We start from the raw sequence: 20,619 nt of genomic DNA, 5'->3' as shown, positions 1-20,619 counted from the left end.
ATCAATCCGCGGTTCCGGCCATGCGGTGCAGGCCGACCAGACGATCACTGATCAGCAGCAGCAGGAGCGTGCCGGCGAGAATGAGGGTGGAGAGCGCGGCGAGCGTCGGATCGGGCGCCTCCTCGATATATTGCAGCATGCGGATCGGCAGCGTCTTGGAGCGGACATCGGTGAGGAAGATCGAGACCGGATAGTTGTCGAACGACGCCAGCAGGCTGAACAGGCCTGATATCAGGAACGACGGCGCCAGCGCCGGCACCATCACGCGCAGCACGCTGCCGGCATAGGTGCAGCCGAGCGTGCGCGCGGCCTCGATCAGCGTAAAGTCGAACCGCGACAGGCCGGCGATCATGGTGCGTGCGACGTAAGGGAGGGTCACCACGAGATGCGCGACGAGCAGCGCGCTCCAGGTCGCGGTGAAGCCGATCATGCGGAAATATTGCAGCAGCGCAATGCCGAGCACGAGGCCGGGCATCATCAGCGGCGAGACCAGCAGCGTGCCGAGCGCGGCCGCGCCCGGCAGCCTGCCGCGGGCGATGGCGATGGCGGCGAGCGTGCCGGCGATCAGCGACAGCGCGGTGGACAGCACGGCGATCTGGAGCGACAGCCACAGCGACGGCCAGAAGCCGTCGAGCCGTCCGATGCGGCCATACCAGCGCGTCGATGCGCCTGACAGCGGCAGGTCGAACACCGGCGTCGGCGAGAACGAGGCGGCGGCGATCACGACCAGCGGCAACAGCAGAAACAGCGCGAGCCCGATCGCGAGCACCCAGCAGATGATGATGGCTGTGCGCGTCATCATTTCGGCTCCCGCGACAGCATGGCGCTGAGCGCGACGACGATCACCGCGATCGCGAGCAGCACGACGCCGGCGGCGGCGCCGAAGCCCGGCTCGCGCGCCAGCAGATAGGCCTTCGCAATGGTGGTGGCGAGCGTCGGATATTTCTCGCCGATCAAGAGCGTCGGCACGACATAGGCGGAGACAGACAGCGAGAACACCAGCGCCACGCCGGCGATGATGCCGGGCAGCGTCAGCGGCAGGATGACGCGGAAAAACACGACGAGCGGCGAGGCGCCGAGCGTCGCCGCGGCCTCCGCATAGCGGCCGTCGAGCTGCGCCACGACGGCGTAGATCGGCAGCACCATGAACGGCAGGAAGATGTTGACGGCGCCGACGATCAGCGCCGTCTGGGTGAAGATCATCCGGATCGGATCCTCGATGATCCCCAGCGCGATCAGCATCGTGTTGATCAGGCCGTCGCTGCGCAGCAGGATGGTCCAGGCGAAGGCCTTGACGATGACCGAGGCGGCGAGCGGCAGGAACAGCGTCGCCAGCAGGATCGAGCGCAAGGCGCCGCGGGCGCGGGCCAGCGCGAAGGCCGCAGGATAGGAGACGAGGAAGGCGATCAATGTCGTCAGCAGGCCGAGCCGCAGCGAGTTCCAGATCACGCCGAGATAATAGGGCGTGCCGAGCAGCCGAACATAATGTGCGACAGTGAGGCCGCCCTTCGGGTCGAGCACGCTGACGCCGAGCAGCAGCGCCAGCGGCAGCACGAAGACCAGCGCGATGATCAGCAACGAGGGCGTGACGAAGCCGAACGCGGCGAGCCGCTCGCGATCTGGCGCGGGCTTGACGACGGGCACCGGCAGCACGGCGTCGGTCATGGCGCTGCCTCCGCGGCGAAGGCGAAGGTCTCGGCCGCCGGCCAGGCGAAGCGAACCTCGTCATGCACGCGCGGCAGCTCCGCCTCGCGCCCGGACAGTTCGGCCAGCAGGCTCGCGCCGGCACCGGCATCGACATCGACCAGCGTCCGCGAGCCCTGGAACACCACCGAGCGCACGCGGCCGGCCGCGGAGTTCACGCCATCGACAGCACCGAGACGCAGTTGCTCCGGCCGTGTCGCCACGATCACCGACGCGCCAAGCTGGAATGCGCCGCGCGCCGACAGGCGGCCGACCGGCGTCACGACCTCGACCATGCCGTCCTGACCGCCGACGACCTGTCCCGCGATACGCGTCGACAGGCCGACGAAGTTGAGCGCGAACAGGCTGGCCGGGCGGGCATACAGCTCGCGCGGCGCGGCCAGCTGCTCGATGCGGCCCTTGTTCATGACCGCGACGCGATCCGACATCGTCAGCGCCTCGTCCTGGTCATGCGTCACGAAGATCGCGGTCGCCTTGACCTCCTGCAGCAGGCGGCGCAGCTCGACCTGCATCTCCTCGCGCAGCTTGCGATCGAGCGCCGACAGCGCCTCGTCGAACAGCAGCACGTCCGGCTCGACCGCAATGGCGCGCGCCAGCGCGACGCGCTGCTGCTGGCCGCCCGACAGCGCCGAGATGCGGCGGCCGCCGAGGTGGCCGAGCTTGACCAGCGAAAGCGCCCGCTCGACCGCGCGCTCGATCTCGGCCTTCGGCGTGCCGCGCACCTTCAGGCCGAACGCGACGTTGCCGGCGACGGTGAGATGCGGAAACAGCGCGTAGCTCTGGAACACGACGCCGACATTTCGCCGGTGCGGCGGCATATGGGTGACGTCGCGCCCGGCGAGCGCGATCGTGCCGGTGTCCGGCGGCGCGAGGCCGGCGATCGCGCGCAGCAGCGTAGTCTTGCCGCAGCCCGACGGCCCGAGCAGCGTGACCAGCTCGCCGCGTCCGATCGTGAGATCGACGCGATCGAGCACGGTCACCGCGCCGAAGCGCTTGGAGACACCGCTGATGACGAGATGCGGCGCGGCGCTCATGTCATCTCCTTGCTCCAGCGGTCGACCCAGCTGGCGCGGTTCTTGGCGATGAACGCCCAGTCCGGCGCGAACAAGGATGCGGGATCGGGATAGCCGGCGGGAAGCGGCGTTGCCTGGTTGGTCGGGGCGATGAAGGCCGTCTTGGCGAGGATGCTCTGCGCCTCCGGGCTGAGATAGAAGTCGATCACGGCGTCGGCGAGATCGCCGGCCGGAGCGCCCGTCACCTTGGCGATGCCCGACGGCATCGAGAAGCCGCCGTCCTTCGGAATGGCGAGATCGACTGGCGAGCCATCCGCCTTCCGGATCAAGGTGTAGGCCGAGAACTGACCGCCGATCATCCAGGCCTCGCCCTGCTCCAGCAAGTTGATGGCCTGCGGCGCGTTGGTATAGACGTTCAGCAGATTGGCCTTCAGGCTCTTCATCTTCTTGAAGCCGGCGTCGATGTCGTATTGCGCCTCCTTGTAGGGCTTGCCGGTCTCGAGATGCGCGGCCGCCAGGAGCGTCCAGAACCCTTCGGTGTTGGACAGCGACGGCACGACGATCTTGGAGTCGTACTTCGCGTCCCAAAGCTCTGCCCAGCTCACCGGCGGCGTTTTCACGCGCTTGGTGGAATAGGCAATGCCGGCCCACGGCTTCTGGTAGTTGGCCCACATGCCGTCCTGGTGCACAGCGTCGCCGACCAGTTTGCCGAGATTGGGAATGCTGGAGGACGACATCTTGGTGATCAGCCCTTCGGCCGCCGCCGGCAGCATCACCGGATCGTCCATGATCACGACCGAGATTTTCGGGCTCGCCTTGTCGGCCTGCATCTTCTGCAAATTGGTCAGCGAGTTCGTGCCCTCGTACAGCACCTTGCAGTCGAGCTTCTTCTCCAGCACCGGGAACAGGTCGGTGTTGAAATATTTGGCGGCGCCGGCGGGGCCGCCAATCACGATCTCTTTCGGGGCGGCGCGCACCAGGGAGGGTGCGGCGAAGGTGGCGGCGAAGGCCGCACCAGTCTTCAGAAGGCTGCGTCGGGAGAAGGCATTCATGAGGAGATCCCGTGTGTGCTGTCGAGGGCAGGCAACAGGGATCAGCAAGCGCCGTGCCAAATGTGCACATTTTTACTTTGATGAGATATCTCAGTCTCTTGGGGCAGTCGTGCCCGACATGCCGGCCCCGGTGACAGGCAGAATGTGCACATTTTTTGGAGGTGACGTGCCGCGCCTTTGGGCCTAGCAGTTCGCCATGGCGATGCGAGCGCAGCGAATCGGGAAGGCCAATCCCGCCGAGGACGAGGCGGTGTATCAGGCGGTCTTGCGCGCGCTGCTGGAGGGCAAGCTCAAGGCCGGCACCAAGCTGGCGGAGACGCCGCTCGCCGCGATCTTCGGCGTCTCGCGCGAGCGCATCCGGAAAGTTCTTCACCGCCTCGGCGCGGAGCGACGGCTGGAGATGATCCCGAACCGCGGCGCCCGGGTGCCGCGGCCGACGCTCGATGACGTCAGGCGGGTCTATGAGGCGCATCGCGTGCTCGAGGCCGGTGTGCTCAGCCAGCTGGTGCTGCGGGTCGATGATCTCCTGCTCGCCCGGCTCGATGCGCATCTCGCGGAAGAGCGCGCGGCCGCCCAGCGCGGCGATCGCGCCGCCTCTGTCAGATTGTCCGGCGCCTTCCACGTCCATCTCGTCGAAGCGCTCGGCAATCCCGAATTGTCGCGCATGCTCGGCGACCTGCTGAGCCGCTCCTCGGTGATGGTCTCGGTCTACGAGCCGGCGGCGCAGTCGATCTGCGCGGTCGACGAGCACGGCGCGATCGTCGCGGCGCTGCGCGATCGCGACCTGCTGCGCGCCATCGCGGTGTCACGCGAGCACTTCCTGCATGTCGAAGGCCGGCTGCGGCTCGATGCGGAGGGATCGACGCCGACCGAGGATCTCGCCGCCGTGTTTGCGGAGCGGCGGCTGCGCGGCAAGGTGCGGTCGGCCGGATCATGACGGAGGGTCTCATTTGGTCGTGAGTGCCGTCACCGCCCGCCAACCCTGACCCGGCCTCGTCTGCGACAGCGTCCGGCAGCGCGCGATCATGAGCTGTGCGGCGCGATCGCCTGGCCTGAGGGCAAGAACGGCCTCGAAGGCCGCAATGGCCGCCGCGAAGTCCTGCGCGCGGTAGTCTTGCAATCCGCGCGCATAATGCGCGATCCAGCGAATGTCTGCTGATGCATCCGGCGCAAGCCCGATCAGCTCATGGACCCGCAGCCCCTCCTCGCGGCCATAGACGGCGATGCGGTCGATCTCGCGGGTGAGAAACCCCGCGCCTGCGAGTCGCGCGGTGCCCTCGCCGATCAGAATCGCGGTGCCGTAGGTCTTGTTGGCGCCCTCCAGCCGGCTCGCCACGTTCACGGCGTCGCCGATCACCGTATAGTTGAGGCGCAGCTCCGAGCCGATGTTGCCGACCAGCATGGCGCCGGAGTTGATGCCGATGCGGATCGCCAGCGGCCGGCCGTCATCGTCGCACAGGCCGCTGGCCACGACGGCGGCACGGCAGGCCAGCGCGGCGCGGCAGCACAGCGCGGCATGATCCGGCTGCACCGCCGGCGCACCCCAGAACGCCATCACGGCATCGCCGATGAACTTGTCGATGGTGCCGCCATGATCGACGATCACGGTCGAGATCACATCGAGATAGCGCGACAGCAACGGCACGACGCGGTCGCCCATGCGCTCCGACAGACCGGTGAAGCCGGCGATGTCGATGAACATCACGCTGAGCTCCTGGACATGGCCGCCCGGCTTGGCATCGACGCCCTGCCGCAGCAATTGCCGAACGAGATCCGCCGGGATGAATTTTCCGAATGACGACAGGCCGCCGGCCATGTCGTGAATGGCGCCGGACAGGCTGGCGATCTCGCGCAGCCGTGAAGGATGACGGCGCACCTGCTCGAGCGCGAAGGCCTCGACGTGACGCAGCTCGGCCACCACGCGCCCGAGCGGCGCTGCGATCACCGCGCGCGCCAGCGCGGCGGAGACCAGGGCCGCGAGCACGGCGCCGATGCCGAGACCGATGATGACGCGCCTGAGCGCCGCGTCGACCGGGCCGAGAAACTCCGCTTCCGGAATCACCGTGACGAGCGACCAGCCGGGAAACGGCAGCGCCGTGCGCGCCACTTCGAAGGCGTCATCGCCCGATTGCACGCGCCCGCGCCAGGCCTCGTCACCTCCCGGCGAGAGCCGCATCGCCTGCTGCGCCACCGGCAGCAGCGGCTGGCGGACCTGCCCGGCATTGACCTCGTCCGCGCGCTCGTCCGGCGCAGCAACGACGCGGCCGTCGCGCTCGAGAATGAAGGCGCTGCCGGTGCTGCCGACATGGAGCTGCGCGAGGAAACGGGCGATGCGCGCGTGCTCGATGATGATGGCGAGCACGCCCTGCCGCTCCTGATAGACGTCGATCGGCCCGGCCAGCGCGATGGCAGGGCGGTCACCGCCGGGATGCACATCGACGCTGAACCAGCGCGGCTCGTCGGCGGCAAGGCTCTCCTTGAACCAGGGCTGGTCGGCAACCTTGAAGTGGGTCGGCTCGAAGCGACGAGCCGCGAACTCGATGTCGCCGGGCACGACGTCGTAGTCGTCAACGCGGCGCTGGCCGGGGTGATCGGTGAGCGAGATCTCCATCATCTCCAGACGCTGGTCACCGAGCTTATGCGCCGCAAAGAACGAGCCGTCCGGCCAGCCGAACGCCGCCCATGAGATCGTCGCCTGCGACTGCAGCTGCGACAGGAACACGAACTCGCGCTTGTCGGCTTCGCGGGTGTCGAGCACGTTCTGCAGGAACAGCGTGCGGATGGCGGTGTGCGCGGCGCGCGCCTCGCCGACGATGGCGGTCACCTCCTTGCGCACCGCGCCCGCGATCTGCGCATTGATGGTGCTGGCGAGCTGACGGCTGATCGCCTCGGACGTCCGCCACCACAGCAGGCTCGATGCAAGGGCGGTCAACAAAATCGCGGTCAGCACCAGCGCCGAGACCGCAAAGCGAATGCTGACGGTCAGCCGTTCGCCGGCGCCTGCACCGCGCGGTATCGAGCCGTCTGGGCTGCCCATCATCGCAGGTCGATCTCCGTCGGACCGGGGTGCCGAGGTCTGCACCACAACATCGGCAGGCTGCGCCCCAACCGCATCAGCGGCAAATGCCGGCTGGCTAAGCCGACGATGCCTGCAAAGCATTGGCTCGCCGAGCAGGCCTGCGCTCGAATGGAGACGGCTCTGGAGCACGCAATACCGCTCACGGACTCGTGAGCGGAGCCGCCACGTAACGTTCTCGTGGCCGTGGGCGAAAGAGAGAAGCGCGTCGCTAAGCGAGCGATGCAGAACACGAGAGGGAATGTCATGTCCGCCAAGAAAACCGTCACCACGCTGGCGCTCGCCGGTGCCGTCACGACCGCGCTCGCCAGCCTGGCCATGGCCGGCCCGCTGACCAAGGAGCAGGTCGATGCCGCCATGGCCGCCAAGAAGGAGAAGTGCTTCGGCGTTGCGCTGAAGGGCCAGAACGACTGCGCGGCCGGCCCCGGCACCACCTGCCAGGGCACCTCGACCACCGACTATCAGGGCAACGCCTGGAAGTTCGTTGCCGGCGGCACCTGCACCAGCATCGACGTGCCCGGCGGCAAGAAGGGCTCGCTGAAGCCGATCTGATCGACCTCGTTCACCCCAAGCGGAAAGCGGAGACGCAGCATGCGCAACGATGCCCCCCCTGCACCGTGCCACACCCTGCCGCTTCGCTTTCCGCCGCCCCTCGGCGGCGTCGCCGGCACCAGCTTCAAGCCGTCGCACCTGACGGCGATCCTCGCCGAGGCGCCGCAGCGCGGCTTCTTCGAGGTGCATGCCGAGAACTACATGGGCGCCGGCGGACCGCCGCACCATCAGCTGGAGGCGATCCGCAGGGATCATCCGCTGTCGATCCACGGCGTCTGCATGTCGATCGGCGGCCCGCAGCCGCTCGATCGCGAGCACCTCGCGCGCTTCCGCAAGCTCGTCGCCCGCTATCAGCCGAGCCTGGTGTCCGAGCATCTGGCCTGGTCGACGCACGAGACGACGTTCTTCAACGACCTGCTGCCAGTGCCCTACACGGCCGCCACGCTGGCACGGGTCTGCGACCATATCGACCAGGTCCAGAGCGCGATCCGCCGGCCGATCCTGCTGGAAAACCCGTCGACCTACGTGGCCTTTCACGAGTCGACGATGAGCGAGACCGATTTCATCCGCGCCATCGTCCGCCGCAGCGGCTGCGGGCTTTTGCTCGACGTCAACAACGTGTTCGTGTCCGCGATCAATCATGGCTTCTCACCGCAGGACTATCTGGCGGACTTCCCGCTGGCCGCCGTCGGCGAGATTCATCTCGCCGGTCACGCCGTGCAGGCCGACGATGAAGGCACGCCGCTGCTGATCGACAGCCATGACGGCCCCGTCGCCTATGATGTGTGGGCTCTGTTCGCCAGCGTGATCGCGCGCAACGGTCCGGTGCCGACGCTGATCGAATGGGACGGCAACATTCCGGACTGGCCGGTGCTGAAGGCAGAGGCCGCGGCCGCGCAGACGATCCTCGATGACCACGCACCGGACTGCCCGCAGGAGGTGCGCGATGCTGCAGCCTGAGCAGGCCTCCGGCTACGCAGCCCAGTTCGCTGCGGCGCTGCTGGCGCCGGATGGCGCGACGCCCGTTGCCGTCATGGGCCCCGGGGCCAAGGCCGCCGGGCGGCGGTTCGATGTCTACCGCAACAACGTCACGGTCAGCCTGATCGAGGCGCTGATTGCGATCTATCCCGCGGTGCAGCGCATCACCGGGCCCGACTTCTTCCGCGCGATGGCGCGGGCGCATGTGCGCGAGACGCCGCCGACATCGCCGCTGCTGTTCGACTATGGTCGCGATTTCCCCTGCTTCATCGGGCGCTACGAGCACGCCGAGGCGATGCCGTTTCTCCCGGACGTGGCGCGGATCGAGCGGGCCTGGCTCGACGCCTATCACGCGGCGGACGCCGTGCCGCTCGACGGTGCCGCGCTGGCGGCGGTGCCGCCCGAGCGGCTGCCGGAGCTGCGCTTCGCCGCTCATCCCGCCACCCGCCTCGTGCGCTCTGATTTCGCGGCAGTGACGATCTTCTCGGCCAACCGCAGCGATGCCCCGGTGCCGCGCATCGATGGGTCGGTTCCGGAGGATGCGCTGATCACGCGGCCCGCGCTCGACGTCGCCGTGCGCCATCTGCCGCCGGGCGGCGCGATCTTCACAAGTCTGCTGATCGCGCAGCAGCCGCTCGGCGCGGCGGCGGAAGCCGCGTTCGAGGCGGCGCCGGAGTTCGATCTCGCGATCAACATTGCCGGGCTGATCGAGGCCGGCGCCTTCACGAACATCAGTTTCGAGGACGCATGATGACGACGGATCACTCCATGGCGCCGAGCCCGACGCTGTCGCTGCCTGCCCTGGCCGACAGGGCGGTGCGCCTGCTGCAGGCGGCGACGCCACTGACCTTCGTCCAGTTCGTCACGCGGGTCGCGCTCGCGGTGCCGTTCTGGCGCTCCGGCATCCTCAAGTGGGATGGCTTTCTCAAGCTGAGCGACACCGCGGTGACGCTGTTCAGCGACGAGTTCATGCTGCATCTGCCCGGCGGGCCGTATCACTTCCCCATGCCGACGGTCATGGCGTTCCTGTCGGGCTGCGGCGAGGTCGCCTTGCCGGTCCTCCTCATTCTCGGCCTCGGCACCCGCTTCGCGGCGCTCGGTCTGTTGGTCATGACCTGCATCGTCGAGCTCACCGTGCCCGATGGCTGGCCGATCCATCTGACCTGGGCGGCGATGGCGCTGACGCTGATCGCCCATGGCGGTGGCAGGCTGTCGCTCGATTACGTCCTCGGCGGGCTGTTCGGCGGCGCGCACCAGGGCAGCGCCAGCCGCGGCATGTAGTAGCCGTTCCACTCGCAGATCTCCTCGGGCCCCTTGCGCTTGAGCGCCATCTTGACCGGCTCGGCCTGGCTGATGCCGACATGCAGCACCAGCAGCGTGACACCGATCGGATAGGCGAAGCGAGAGGCGCTGAGATCGGCGAGCCGGTCGAGCAGGACGATGCCGGCGAGGATGATCAGCGGATCGGTGAAGACGAAGTACTCGACCTTCAGGCCGCGGCGGACGCCGAGCGCGTCGATGCCGATGGCGGCCAGCAGCAGCAGCGTGGCCTGAACGGCGGCTTGCCGCTCGCCGCGCCTGACGGCGACGACGATGCCGGGGATGATCAGCCAGGTCAGGAACACAGTCGGCCGTGCCGACGATTGCAGGATGAACGTGTAGCGCCTGATCACCCCGACGACGCCCGACAGCAGCAGGCCGACGGCGCCCCCGAGACTGCCGGCCTCCTGCGGCGCGTCGACATAGGTGATCATCTTCTCCAGCGGATTGAGCACGACCACGACGTCGTTGATGTCGTAGCTCAGATCGAGGGCGAGCAGGCCCAGGGCAGCGCCGGCGATGGCGGCCAGCAGCGCAGCGACCGTCTCGACCGCGCTGACCCGCCACAACCGCGCGAAGGCGACCATGCAGGCGGCGATGACGCCGAGCAGCGTGAGCTGATAGACCCCGAAGCGTCCGAACAGCAGCGGCTTGAGGCCGGCGGCCGTCGCATTGGCCGGGTCGAAGCCGGCGGCGAGCAGCGGCCAGGCGGCGATCGCCGCAACCAGCGCAGCGATGGCTGCCACCAGGACGGCCGCCCACGCACGCGAGCCTCGCCAGAACGCCACGCTTGCGCTCGCCTCCGTTCCGAATGGCAGCACCAGCACCGGGATCGCGGCGATCAGCAGGATGGCGTGGACCTTGTTCGTGAGCCCGAGCATGCAGAGCAGCGCGGCGGCGCCGACGGCGAGCGGACGCGCGAGGCTGGCGCGGCGTACCGCGACGATCAGAAGCATCAAGGCGAGGATGCAGAACGACGCCGCGATCATCTCGCTGCGCAGGATGCGCAGATGCATCTGCACGCCGCCGGAGAACGCGAAGGCGGTGACCGCCAGCATGGCGATCCGCCAGTCGGACACCAGCCGGCGCGCCAGCAAGGCGAAAGCGAGGATGACGCCGGATGCGGTGAGCAGCGCGGCGACACGCCCGGCATGAACCGCTGACGTCATCGCGGCGTCGAACGCGGCGCGATCCGAGGCCTGCGGAATCGCCGAGAGCGTCCAGGCGTCGAGCAGGCCTGCGCGGTGCAGCTGCGCAAACCAGGCCTTGACCGAAAGGATGGTGAGATAGGCCGGATGATCGAAGAACGCCTGCGCGCCGCCGTCATTCATGGCAAGCGCGCTGTAGATCACCATGAAGTCCATGTCGGCGTTGCGCCAATAGACGGTGAAATAGCCGGCGGCGACGAACGAGACGAGCGAGAGCAGCAGCGTCACCAGAATGCCGCCGCGCCAGCCGAACGGCGTCAGACGATCGAGCGGGTCGCCATCCCTGGTCACACCTGAGTCCCGCCAACTGTGCGGCTGCCCTCTCGCCCCGCTTGCGGCGCGACCGCACAGAGCGCTTTACGTATCGTGGCCACCCGTTTCCACGTCGTCATGGCCGGGCTTGTCCCGGCCATCCACGTTGTCCTGCGCCCGCGGAACGACGTGGATGCCCGGGACAAGCCCGGGCATGACGGAGCAAGGCACTCGCAGACGCTCGTACCGCGATGGCGCCATTCGTCAGAGGCCATCGCGCGCTCAACTTCGATGGTCCCGTCCGGTCAGCATCCACCATCCTCAGATCGCCTTGATCTTGAAGAACGCGAACACGACCATCTTCAGCAGCATCCAGCCGTGGCGGAAGCGGGAGATCTGGGTCTCGCCATAGCTGCGCGCGGCGTAGCGGATCGGCAGGTCGATGGTCTTCAGGTTCAATTTGGAGGCGCCGAAGATCAGGTCGAAATCGCCGAACGGATCGAAATCGCCGAAATAGGCCTTGCCCGCCTTCAGCCTGAGATAGTCGCTGCGGCGGAGCACCTTGGTGCCGCACAGCGTATCCGTATAGCGCTGGTTGAGCAGCCAGGAGAACAGGTAGGAGAAGGTCTTGTTGGCGATCAGATTGAGGAAGCGCATCGCGCCCTCGTCCATCGGATAGACCAGGCGCGAGCCATTGATGAACTCGCCCTTGCCCGAGCGCAGCGCCTCGAAAAACTTCGGCAGCTGCTCCGGCGGCATGGTGAGGTCGGCGTCGAGGATCATCAGCACGTCGCCGCGGGCGGCGTCGAAGGCGGTGAACACCGCGTCGGCCTTGCCCTTGCCGGGCTGGCGCATCAGCTTGATGTCGTGATCCGGGAAGGCCGCACGGACCCGCTCCATCTCCTCATAGGTGCCGTCCTTGCTGTGGCCCTCGATGAAGATGATCTCGATGTCGTTGCAGAACTCGGCGATGCGCTGCACCGCCGGCTCGATGTTGCCGCGCTCGTTGCGGGCGGGGATGACGACCGTGGCCGAGCGGACGTCGTCGGAGACGCAGCGCATCGACCGCGCCACAAGGTAATGCCGCAGCGACAACGCGCGCAGGCCCGGCAACACGCTGAGGAAGCGGTTGGCGAAGCGGCCCAGGCCATAGAGCCGCAGCGGCGACAGCACGCGCTGCTCGGATTTCACCGGATCGAAATCCGCAAGCTGCGCGAGGTTGCGCAGGTCGGCCGGCGACAGCACGTTCTGCTCGGGCTGCGGCATGCGCAGGCCCATCGCCTCGGCCGCCTTCAGCAGCGGATACCAGAGATGCGAGAAATAGCCGATCACGAGCCGGGTCTCGCGCGTGCACAAGGGGTGCAACTGCTCGATGAACTGCTGGCAATCGTCGAGCGAACCGATCGTGTCGAGCACCAGGATGACGTCGAACGGGCCGGTGACGGCGGCCAGCGTCGCCGGGTCCTCGGCATCGCCGGCGACGAAGGTGAGGTTCGGATGGCGGGTGCGGGCGAGCGCAATCTGGGCCTCGCTGAAATCGATGCCGACGCCATAGGAGGGCTGGAGCGACGCCAAGGTGTCGCCGAGGCCGCAGCCGATCTCCAGCACGCGGCTGCCGGGCGGAATCAGGAAGCGCAGATAGCACTCGTCCTCGCCGTGGAAGAAGGAGGCCTTGTCGCGCCAGCCGGCGCGTTCGGCGGCAAAGCGGTTGACGTGATCGAGGATCGCCGCCTTCCGCGGAGAGAGCGCCTGCGGCGCAGGCGTCGCGATTGCCGCGGCCGGGGGCTGCTCGTGCTCGTCCTGCAAGACCTGACCGTCCAACTCCGCCACCTGATACCGTCCTCGTGATTTTTCCCGCCTCTCTAAGGCCAGCCGGGTTGGGCGGAGTCAAGGCTAGGCCAAGACGCGCTGCGCCCGGCGCATGCGACGGCATGATCCATCCAGCCACGAAGCGAAACAGGCGGCCGCAATCGTCCACGCGGCGCATTCGCGCCCGAGCTTTGCGAGTCGTTCGCGCTCTCAAATGCGAGGGCGCAGGGAAGGCCGGACCTCGACTGAGGCCCGTGGCCCGCCTGCTCAAAAAAATGCAGGCGGCAGGTACCACAGGTTCAGCCGGACAGACCCGGCCCTCCCTGCGCGATGGGTTTAACGTCTGCTCCGAGCTCTCCCCGGGGACCGGCTTGTTTGCCCCCGTCGTCAGTACGACACGTCATGTCACACCGACTTGGCGCCAGCGTCGGGGCGCCAGGACCACACGGCTTGAACGTCCGCGAGCTGCCAATCGTCCAGCGCCAAAAGCACCTGACAGGCCCGCGGCCACCGCTCCCCGCCTCTACGTATCGTGACGACGCGTACGTCCCTCTGCATGAGGACGGGATGCGCGGATCAAACCATGATTTCTGAAAAATAGCAACAGAAATTTCGTTCATTCCGAATGGCTCACCGCCCGCAGCAGAACTTGAATTTCTTGCCGCTGCCGCAGGGGCAGGGATCATTGCGTCCGATCTTGGCCGTGCCGGCCGCCCGCTTCTGCTCCGTGACCGCGGCGCGCGTGTCGCCCGAGACGAAGCGCCAGGCGCCGTCATCGTCGCGGCGGAACTGCGAGACCTCGTGGTGCTCGATCGTCCTGCCGCCCTCGCGATAGGTGGCGACGAAGCTGACGACGCCGTCGGCGTCGTCAGCCCCGCCGTGCGTCGTCGAGACGATGCGCAGGGAAAGCCAGGTCGCACGCGTCGCCCAGTTCTTTGCCGCGACGGCATCGAACGCGCGACGCTGGTCGGCCGCGAGCGTCGCTGCGATGTAGCCGATGTCGCCGCGCGTATAGGCTGTGTAGCGCGAGCGCATCAAAGCCTCGGCGGTCGGCGGCAGCGCATCGCCACTGAGATAGGGACCGCAGCAGCGGTCGAAGGGAAGGCCTGAGCCGCAGGGACATGGCATGAGGTGACGTCTAGATCATGATGCGATTCCACGGAATCGCATCATGATCCTATCCCTTTGTTTGAGCATGATCTTTTCGGTAAGCCGGTTTCCACTTTTCCGGATCATGCTCTAGCATCGATGCGGACCCGAGGAAATCGCAGGTGGACGGTCCGGCATCCCGCGCCAGCTCGCGCCGAGATGCCAAAGCGGCTTCCCGCTGCCGCGAATTGATCGTATCGATCTGACGCTACCACACCCAACCGCCGAGGGATTGCGACGTGATCATGCGCGTGAGGAGATGCGTTTTGATGGCGCTTGCGCTGCTGGCTGGTCTCGCGCCGCGAACCCAGCAAGCCCTCGCCGATCAGGATCCGTTGATCCAGAGGGCCGTCTTTGCCGAAGAACAGCTCTGGCTGCTCGACGGTGGCGGCCGGCTGTCGCGCCTTGCGGACAGCGGCGAACGGATCGACGTGGCGACGCCAGATCAGGTGCTCGAGCTCTTCGTTGCGGATGGGCGTATTGCGATCGTGACGTGTCCGCTCACATCGTGTCCGCCAGAGATGCCCTATGGGCGATGGACGGTGCGTCGGCGAGTTGGCCAGGAATGGATGACAATAGGCGAAATTGCCAGTCGCGGCGAAAGTCTGATCGCCACCATCGCGGCTGAGGGGACGATCACGCTTTTGACGACGCACCGGATCATTGACCTCGGCGGCCGGCACACCGAGACGGCTCTTGCCCAGCCGTCACACGACATGTTCGATCCGTCAAAACCTCTGGAGCAGCAGCAGGCCGCCACATCCTTCCCGTTTCCGCTCACCTATTTGTACGGGACCAGATCGATGTCGTCGACGCGGTTGAATTCGACGCGGACGAAGAGTTGGCCGGTCAAAGCCGCGCTGATGACGTCACGGCACATCTTCATTGGCTACAACGCCGGCGAGTTCGGTGGCGGCCTGCAGCGGATCGACCGGGCAACGGGCGTCGTCTCCGATATCGGCGACGACGAACCGATCCATGGCATCGTGAGCATCCCGTGGAAGCCGGACTGCGTCGCCATTGCTGTCGGCCTCATTCACATGGTCGCGTCGGGACGGATCATGGAAGTCTGTGACCGCTCGGTTCGCGTCTTGTACGAGCGTCGCGTGCCCGAGGAAATCGTCAGGCATGCGGACGGGCGGACTGGATGGATTCCGGAGCATACGACCGCATTCTTCGGACTTATGCGGACGGGCGACGATCTGCTCGCCGCGGGCCATGACGGCCTGTACAGAATCAGCCGTGGCGATGCGGTCCAGCAAATCCCACTCCCGTCCTTCAAGGACATAGGTGACGTCGCGGTCAGCTTCGACCTCCCCCACCTGGTGCTGTTGCTGACGAGCGCGAACCGGCGCTCCTCTCTGAGTGGCAGCACGCCGCTGCTGGTGCAGCGCTAGGTCGACCGTTCGTCTTGCACGGCGTGCATCCGTCTCGCCTGCGGCTCGGCGAACATCGTTCGACTATCGCACATCATCCGAACGGCTTGCGCGACGGCCCACGCGTCGCGCCTCCGCTCACGCGCGAGTTGTGACTCCAAAGCCGCAGCTCGCCACTCTTCAGCTCGCACCGTCCCGCTACACGCGCCGCGCGGTTTCGAAACCGGCGAATCCGTGTTAACCATTGGTTAAGAACAAGGGTGTTGGGCAGATTGCTGACCGGCCCGGCCCCGCGCGGACCAGAACCTTCCGGGCGCCGCCTCATTACGCGGCGTCTGTGACCGCAGCCCACCGCATCATCGGCGGTTCAGGGCGCGTGAGATGCCAACGATTTCTTCGCGCGACGCCAGCCAGGCCGCAAGACACCTCAAGCCCGCCCTCGATGCGGGCCGCTGCTCACCTCCCGATCAGACGTGCACCCCGATGCCGGCGCGATCAGCGCTGCGTGCAAACGCAGCCGCGCGCCCATCACCACCGATTGGAGCAGCCCCGATGGCTGATGAGTCCGTAGTCGCCTCGATCATTCCCTGGCAGCAGCCGAAGACGGCCAAGCCGCGTCCGAAACGGCCCAAGGTCGTCAAGCCGCGCCCGCGGCCCAAATCCGAGCGGTCGGAGAAGACCAAGGCGGCGGCACTCGACGACGAGATGCTGGCGTCCGAGACGCTGATCATGCCGGACTTCCTGGACTATGTGAACGAGCCGGCGAAAGCTCCGGCCGTTGCCGAGGCGTCGCGCACGGAGGCGGCTGCCAGCGCGGCGGCCGCGGCGATTCCGGCCGCAGCGCCGCCGGCCACGATACCGCCGCGCGAAGTGCCGGTCGCGATCGCGGGCGAGGTCGTCCCGGCCACCGCGCCGGTCACGCCGGCGAAGTCTGCGCGCGCCGGCATCACCGCCTCCTCGGTCCTGCTGCAGCTGGCCGCGCTGGCGCTCGCTGCCGTCGGCATGGCCATGAACGGCTGGTTCGCGCATTCGCTGGGCTCGAACAGCACCGCGGGCTGGATGTTTCTCGCGGTCGGCGTCACCGCCGACCTGGTCGCGCTGGTCATGCCGACCTGCGCGGCCCGGCTGTGGCAGGGACGGCACCGCGCCTCGGCGCTGACGGGATGGCTGGTGTGGCTGATGACCTTCGTGTTCGCGGTGACCGCCGGCATCGGCTTCGCCTCGACCAACATCAGCGACGTCACGCTGGCGCGCGCCTCGCGGGTGACGCCGGCGGTGCAGGCGGCACAGACCGCGCTGTCCGACGCGATGATCGCGCGCGACCGCGAGTGCAAGGGCGGCGTCGGCAAGTTCTGTCGGGAGCGCGAGGCGGCGGTCGCCGAGCGGCGGCAGGCGCTGGACGCGGCGATGGCCACGGTGAGCCAGACCGCCGATCCGCAGACCGAGGCCGCGATCAAGCTCGTGGCATGGGTGTCGCGCGGCGCGGTGAAGCCGTCGGCCGACGATTTCGTCATGCTGCGTTTGATCCTGCTGGCGCTGCTGCCGCAGATCGGTGGCATCCTGCTGATGGTGGGACGGCGGGTGTGAGGGCGTCAGCGCCCGGCAAGCGCCGGCGGCCGCGACGGATCGGCAGCCGAGCTCATTTGCGGCGGGATCGCGCCGGCTTCGACGGGCTTGCCAGCCGCCAGGCCTTGGCGAGCACGTCGCGCATCAGGCCGGGATCGACATCCGCGAGGGTGGCGCAGGTCCAGCCCTGGTCGCCCCATTTGTTGGGCAGCCGGCGGAAGCCGGCCGGATCGACGCGGCTGTAGAACTCCTGCTCCTCCGGCGTGAGCAGCAGGTTGGCGGATCGTCCATCCGCCGCCAGGGTCGCGAAGATGCGCTTGGCCTTGAACGCCGTGCGGTCGAAATGCGGCGCTTGCGTCGTTCCCGCGAACGACAGGGCGAGGGCGCGGAATTCGTCACCGGTCATTCAAAACGCTCCCGTATGCTCGGCGACACGGTTAGCATCTTTCGGCGACGCACGCGGTGCGGATCGCTCCGCGGCCGACTTGCCGGGAGCCGCGCACCGGAACGTGAACTCACCGGAGCGCCCGGCTTGATGCAGGTCAAAACTATACGGTGTTGTTTTCATATGCTCACTTCCGGGCAGATCAAGGGAGATCGACGATGTCAGAGCAGAGCAGCATGAGCGTCTATTTGAACTGGGCCAGGGAGCGCATCCAGGAGATGGATGCCGCGCTCGCCTCGCTTGACGTCAAGGCCGCCGAGGCCGAGGCGGCATCCAAGGTCAAGGCGCAAGAGATCATCGCGGACCTGAAGAAGCGCCGCAGCGATCTCGAGGCCCTGCTCAAGACGCAAGTCGAAGCCGGCGAGGCCGCGCTGGCCAGCGCGAAGATCGAGCTGGACCAGCATTGGGCCGGCTTCGAAACCCAGATGAAGAGCTTCTTCGACACCGCCGGCAAGCAGGCCGAGCAGCAGCAGGCGACCTTCAAGGACATCGCGGCAGCGCAGGCCAAGGCGTGGCGCGAGTCCGCCGACAGGTTTCGCGAGGCGGCGACCAAGGTGACGACCGCCGGCAGCACCGATCTCGACGCCGTGCTCACGCAGCTCAAATCCGATGCGGCCCAGGCCGGGGCTCATCTCGAGACGCTGAAACAGACCGGCTCTCAGTCCTGGTCCGTGTTCAGCGCCGCCTTGAGCGAATCCCGCAAGGCCTTCGACGCGGCCAATCAGGCCGCCTGGAATGCGTTGAAGGGGGCCGGCCCGAAGAGCTGAGCCGACGCCGAGACCATTTGTCAGAGACGCCCCTAGAGCATGATGCGATGATGTGGAAACGCATCATGCTCTCATCGCCAACGTGCTGATAGGGGCGACGGAAGGCCCGCGAATTCAGTTTCACCCTCCCCTGGAGGGGGAGGGCAGTCGCATGTGGAAACTCCGGGCTATAGCGACGAACGATCCTGCAAGTTAGTTACTCCGTCATGCCCGGGCTTGTCCCGGGCATCCACGTCGTTCTCAGCATGCCGGCCGGCGTGGATGGCCGGGACAGGCCCGGCCATGACGACGTGGAAAGAGATGAGCACAAAGCTGCGACCGTCACATGCGATAGCCCTGCCCTCCAGGGGAGGGTGAGAGCAGGGCTGACCTCGAACCTGCGCGCTGCGGGATCGAAAAGGTGCGTCATGCCGTCATGATGCGATTCCGAAGGAGGGGCCCGACAAGCTCAACGCCGAGACGGCCTTCGGGTGAACTGACGGCCTCGCTTTGGCTGAGCCGGCGGCTCAGCTCATTTTTTGAAACAATGCTCGCGGTGCCACTGAAGAAAGTGCGGATGCGGCCGATCACCCGCACGATCCGGAGCAAGGGCAAACCCAGAGGAATTGATGAAACCGCGGATCCGATCGACGTCATTGACGTGCCGCGAGATCAGGATGGCGAGATCATCACCCAGACTGATCAATCCGCGGTCGAACATCCAGTGGACCGTCCCTGAGAGCGCCAGGCCGTTAGTCACCAGATCGGGTCCATTCGCCTCGACGGGACGGATATGGGCAGCATTTACTTCGGCGCGCCCGCCGCCGTTAATCAGCTTCAGCCCTGTGATGGCGCAGCGCTCGCGATAGGCCCGCAGCACGATCTTCCGAAACAGGCGATCGCGCACGATCCGTGACGTGAGATGCTGTATGCGATCGCGGAGCTGTTCCGACACAAAGGGTGTCTGGCCTTCTTCAAGCCCGGCAGCGGGATGAGCCGTCTCGGGGAGACGCGGCAGCACCGCGTCTCGCTCATCCAAACCGCGCTCGATGATGCGCTGGAAATCTGCCGGCGAAATCGGGCGAACGGCCGCCTGCGCTCTTCCTGAGAGCTTGCCTTCCTCATTGAGAAGGCCTCGCTCGATCGGACTGTTCAACTCGCTGAACGGAACCGGACTGACGAACTCCAGATACGAGCCGGGCTGAATGAGCGCCAGATACATGTCGCGCGCCTTGGGATCGGGGATGATCCGCTCTACCCGCGCGATTGCGAAATAGCCGCGCGTGCCCGGAACCTTCGTGGGTTCGAGATAGACGATCCAATCCCCGATACTCCCCTGGGCTCGACCGAGATATTGCCTAGGGAATTGGTACTGCTCCGCCGGACTGTCGTCGTAGATCGAATCAGTCCGATGCATGAAGACGCAGTAGCTCATGCAGCCAGCTTAGCGGATCGGCACCTCGCGCACTACAGACCAGCGCGATTCTGCACTTTCGCGGCGGACTTTGCTCTAGCTACACCTTGCCCGCCAAAAGTAACGCAAGGCGCCGCTCGCGCACCAGACCAATACGAAGATCGGCCCAAGCGGAGTTCCTACCCACCGCCCTTCGAATCTGTCCGCTGCGCGCCGCTGATGCCGGTGTTGATGGCGAGCGTCGCGCCGGCGGCGCCGCCGGCTTCGTAGGCCGCCATCGATACCATCCGGCTGGTCGAGCGCGCCGTCCGCAGATTGAGATCGAGCTTTTCGAACTCCGCATCCACGACCGACGTCTTGAGCACGACCAGGCCGCGGCCGGTGCTTTCGTTGACCTGATCGCGGCTCTTCTTCATCGCCGCCAGGCGGTCTCCGATCGAGGCGACCATGCCGAGGGCGAAGGAGGCATTGGCGAGGTGGCGGTCCTGGTGGCGGAAACGGCGGTAGTCGGCCGAGGTCTTGAACCGGCCGAGCTCGGCGCGCACCGCGCCGTCGATCAGCTCGGCCAGATAATGCGCCACCTCGACATCGGCGGAGAGGCCGAAGAACACGTAGCCGTTGTCGCCGCTCGCAGTCTTCTCGCGCCAGACCCGGCAATCGCAGAACAGCGCGATCGCGCCGATGCAGTCGTCGAGCGGGATGCGCTTCTTGCGATGGGTCTCGTAGACCTTGCGCACGCACGCCGACGCCTTCAGCTCGAGATCCGACAGCGACAGATCATGACGGTCGAGCAGCTCGGCGACCTTGGCGGCCGCCGACAGCGCCTCGTCCTCGGTGCAGCCATTGGCGATGGTTTTCGCGCGCAACGCCTGGATGCGGGATTTCAGCTTGTCGAGCGCGGCAGGATCGGAGGCGAGGGAATCGAACGTCTGGCTCACCGGTCTCGGCCCAAGGAGGCC

Annotated in this window: 19 protein-coding genes; 8 read left to right on the top strand and 11 right to left on the bottom strand. The window is 66.9% G+C overall.

The window, feature by feature from the left end; genetic code table 11:
- Nucleotide 1: 1 nt before the first annotated feature.
- The 4 genes from QXZ94_RS27580 to QXZ94_RS27565 are packed head-to-tail and all read right to left on the bottom strand — an operon-like array spanning nt 2 to nt 3,769.
- A complete protein-coding gene (locus QXZ94_RS27580) occupies nt 2-799 on the bottom strand; it encodes an ABC transporter permease (protein ID WP_315723697.1) in 798 nt (265 codons plus the stop codon).
- Nucleotides 799-1,665, bottom strand: a complete 867-nt coding sequence (locus QXZ94_RS27575; RefSeq protein ID WP_315723695.1) for an ABC transporter permease — start codon at nt 1,663-1,665, stop codon at nt 799-801. Before QXZ94_RS27575 ends, QXZ94_RS27580 begins: the two co-directional genes overlap by 1 nt.
- On the bottom strand, nt 1,662-2,738 hold the full coding sequence (locus tag QXZ94_RS27570; RefSeq protein ID WP_315723693.1) for an ABC transporter ATP-binding protein: 1,077 nt from the start codon (nt 2,736-2,738) through the stop codon (nt 1,662-1,664). Before QXZ94_RS27570 ends, QXZ94_RS27575 begins: the two co-directional genes overlap by 4 nt.
- The gene (locus QXZ94_RS27565; protein ID WP_315723691.1) at nt 2,735-3,769 is read right to left on the bottom strand and encodes an extracellular solute-binding protein; all 1,035 of its coding nucleotides are present in this window, start codon (nt 3,767-3,769) and stop codon (nt 2,735-2,737) included. The genes QXZ94_RS27570 and QXZ94_RS27565 overlap by 4 nt, the downstream gene beginning before the upstream one ends.
- A gap of 196 nt (nt 3,770-3,965) precedes the next feature.
- Between QXZ94_RS27565 and QXZ94_RS27560 the strand changes: the two genes are divergently transcribed.
- A complete protein-coding gene (locus QXZ94_RS27560; RefSeq protein ID WP_315723690.1) occupies nt 3,966-4,706 on the top strand; it encodes a GntR family transcriptional regulator in 741 nt (246 codons plus the stop codon).
- A gap of 9 nt (nt 4,707-4,715) precedes the next feature.
- Here the strand turns inward: QXZ94_RS27560 and QXZ94_RS27555 are convergent, their stop codons facing one another.
- Nucleotides 4,716-6,806: an adenylate/guanylate cyclase domain-containing protein gene (locus tag QXZ94_RS27555; RefSeq protein WP_315726555.1), complete on the bottom strand. Its 2,091-nt coding sequence runs from the start codon at nt 6,804-6,806 to the stop codon at nt 4,716-4,718.
- 285 nt (nt 6,807-7,091) lie between these two features.
- Here QXZ94_RS27555 and QXZ94_RS27550 point away from each other — a divergent pair, with 285 nt between their 5' ends.
- From QXZ94_RS27550 to QXZ94_RS27535, 4 genes are read left to right on the top strand one after another with little or no spacing between them, the layout of a single operon-like run.
- On the top strand, nt 7,092-7,397 hold the full coding sequence (locus QXZ94_RS27550) for a DUF2282 domain-containing protein (RefSeq protein ID WP_315723689.1): 306 nt from the start codon (nt 7,092-7,094) through the stop codon (nt 7,395-7,397).
- 39 nt (nt 7,398-7,436) lie between these two features.
- Entirely contained in the window at nt 7,437-8,357 is a 921-nt protein-coding gene (locus QXZ94_RS27545; RefSeq protein WP_315723687.1) for a DUF692 domain-containing protein, read from the top strand.
- Nucleotides 8,344-9,126 (top strand): DNA-binding domain-containing protein, encoded by a 783-nt coding sequence (locus QXZ94_RS27540; protein WP_315723685.1) that lies wholly within the window; start codon nt 8,344-8,346, stop codon nt 9,124-9,126. The genes QXZ94_RS27545 and QXZ94_RS27540 overlap by 14 nt, the downstream gene beginning before the upstream one ends.
- Entirely contained in the window at nt 9,126-9,656 is a 531-nt protein-coding gene (locus QXZ94_RS27535; protein ID WP_409998532.1) for a DoxX family protein, read from the top strand. Before QXZ94_RS27540 ends, QXZ94_RS27535 begins: the two co-directional genes overlap by 1 nt.
- Here QXZ94_RS27535 and QXZ94_RS27530 read toward each other — a convergent pair.
- The 3 genes from QXZ94_RS27530 to QXZ94_RS27520 form a co-directional block, all read right to left on the bottom strand.
- The gene (locus tag QXZ94_RS27530; RefSeq protein WP_315723682.1) at nt 9,596-11,194 is read right to left on the bottom strand and encodes a hypothetical protein; all 1,599 of its coding nucleotides are present in this window, start codon (nt 11,192-11,194) and stop codon (nt 9,596-9,598) included. The genes QXZ94_RS27535 and QXZ94_RS27530 overlap by 61 nt on opposite strands.
- A 282-nt stretch (nt 11,195-11,476) precedes the next feature.
- Nucleotides 11,477-12,985 carry a bifunctional class I SAM-dependent methyltransferase/glycosyltransferase family 2 protein gene (locus tag QXZ94_RS27525; protein ID WP_315723680.1) on the bottom strand — a complete coding sequence of 503 codons (1,509 nt, stop codon included), beginning with the start codon at nt 12,983-12,985 and terminating at the stop codon, nt 11,477-11,479.
- Nucleotides 12,986-13,594: 609 nt separating this feature from the next.
- Nucleotides 13,595-14,092, bottom strand: coding sequence for a YchJ family protein (locus tag QXZ94_RS27520; RefSeq protein ID WP_315723678.1), 498 nt, complete (start codon nt 14,090-14,092; stop codon nt 13,595-13,597).
- A 290-nt stretch (nt 14,093-14,382) separates the two neighbouring features.
- On the opposite strand from QXZ94_RS27520, the gene QXZ94_RS27515 reads away from it, so the two are divergent.
- Nucleotides 14,383-15,510, top strand: coding sequence for a hypothetical protein (locus tag QXZ94_RS27515; RefSeq protein ID WP_315723676.1), 1,128 nt, complete (start codon nt 14,383-14,385; stop codon nt 15,508-15,510).
- A 531-nt stretch (nt 15,511-16,041) separates the two neighbouring features.
- Nucleotides 16,042-17,076, top strand: a complete 1,035-nt coding sequence (locus tag QXZ94_RS27510) for a hypothetical protein (protein WP_315723674.1) — start codon at nt 16,042-16,044, stop codon at nt 17,074-17,076.
- Between the two features lie 52 nt (nt 17,077-17,128).
- Here the strand turns inward: QXZ94_RS27510 and QXZ94_RS27505 are convergent, their stop codons facing one another.
- Nucleotides 17,129-17,461: an MmcQ/YjbR family DNA-binding protein gene (locus QXZ94_RS27505; protein WP_315723672.1), complete on the bottom strand. Its 333-nt coding sequence runs from the start codon at nt 17,459-17,461 to the stop codon at nt 17,129-17,131.
- 197 nt (nt 17,462-17,658) lie between these two features.
- Between QXZ94_RS27505 and QXZ94_RS27500 the strand changes: the two genes are divergently transcribed.
- Complete coding sequence (locus tag QXZ94_RS27500) at nt 17,659-18,267, top strand: hypothetical protein (protein ID WP_315723670.1); 609 nt, start codon at nt 17,659-17,661, stop codon at nt 18,265-18,267.
- A gap of 511 nt (nt 18,268-18,778) precedes the next feature.
- Here the strand turns inward: QXZ94_RS27500 and QXZ94_RS27495 are convergent.
- Together QXZ94_RS27495 and QXZ94_RS27490 are read right to left on the bottom strand one after the other, a co-directional pair.
- On the bottom strand, nt 18,779-19,681 hold the full coding sequence (locus tag QXZ94_RS27495) for an HNH endonuclease (RefSeq protein WP_315723668.1): 903 nt from the start codon (nt 19,679-19,681) through the stop codon (nt 18,779-18,781).
- 158 nt (nt 19,682-19,839) lie between these two features.
- Nucleotides 19,840-20,598 (bottom strand): DUF2786 domain-containing protein, encoded by a 759-nt coding sequence (locus QXZ94_RS27490; RefSeq protein ID WP_315723666.1) that lies wholly within the window; start codon nt 20,596-20,598, stop codon nt 19,840-19,842.
- Nucleotides 20,599-20,619 lie beyond the last annotated feature (21 nt).

Source organism: Bradyrhizobium sp. SZCCHNS2022 (assembly GCF_032377575.1).
GTDB classification, from domain to species: domain Bacteria; phylum Pseudomonadota; class Alphaproteobacteria; order Rhizobiales; family Xanthobacteraceae; genus Bradyrhizobium; species Bradyrhizobium aeschynomenes.
The sequence above is the reverse complement of the archived record's forward strand: the minus strand, read 5'-3'. Positions and strand labels throughout refer to the sequence as shown.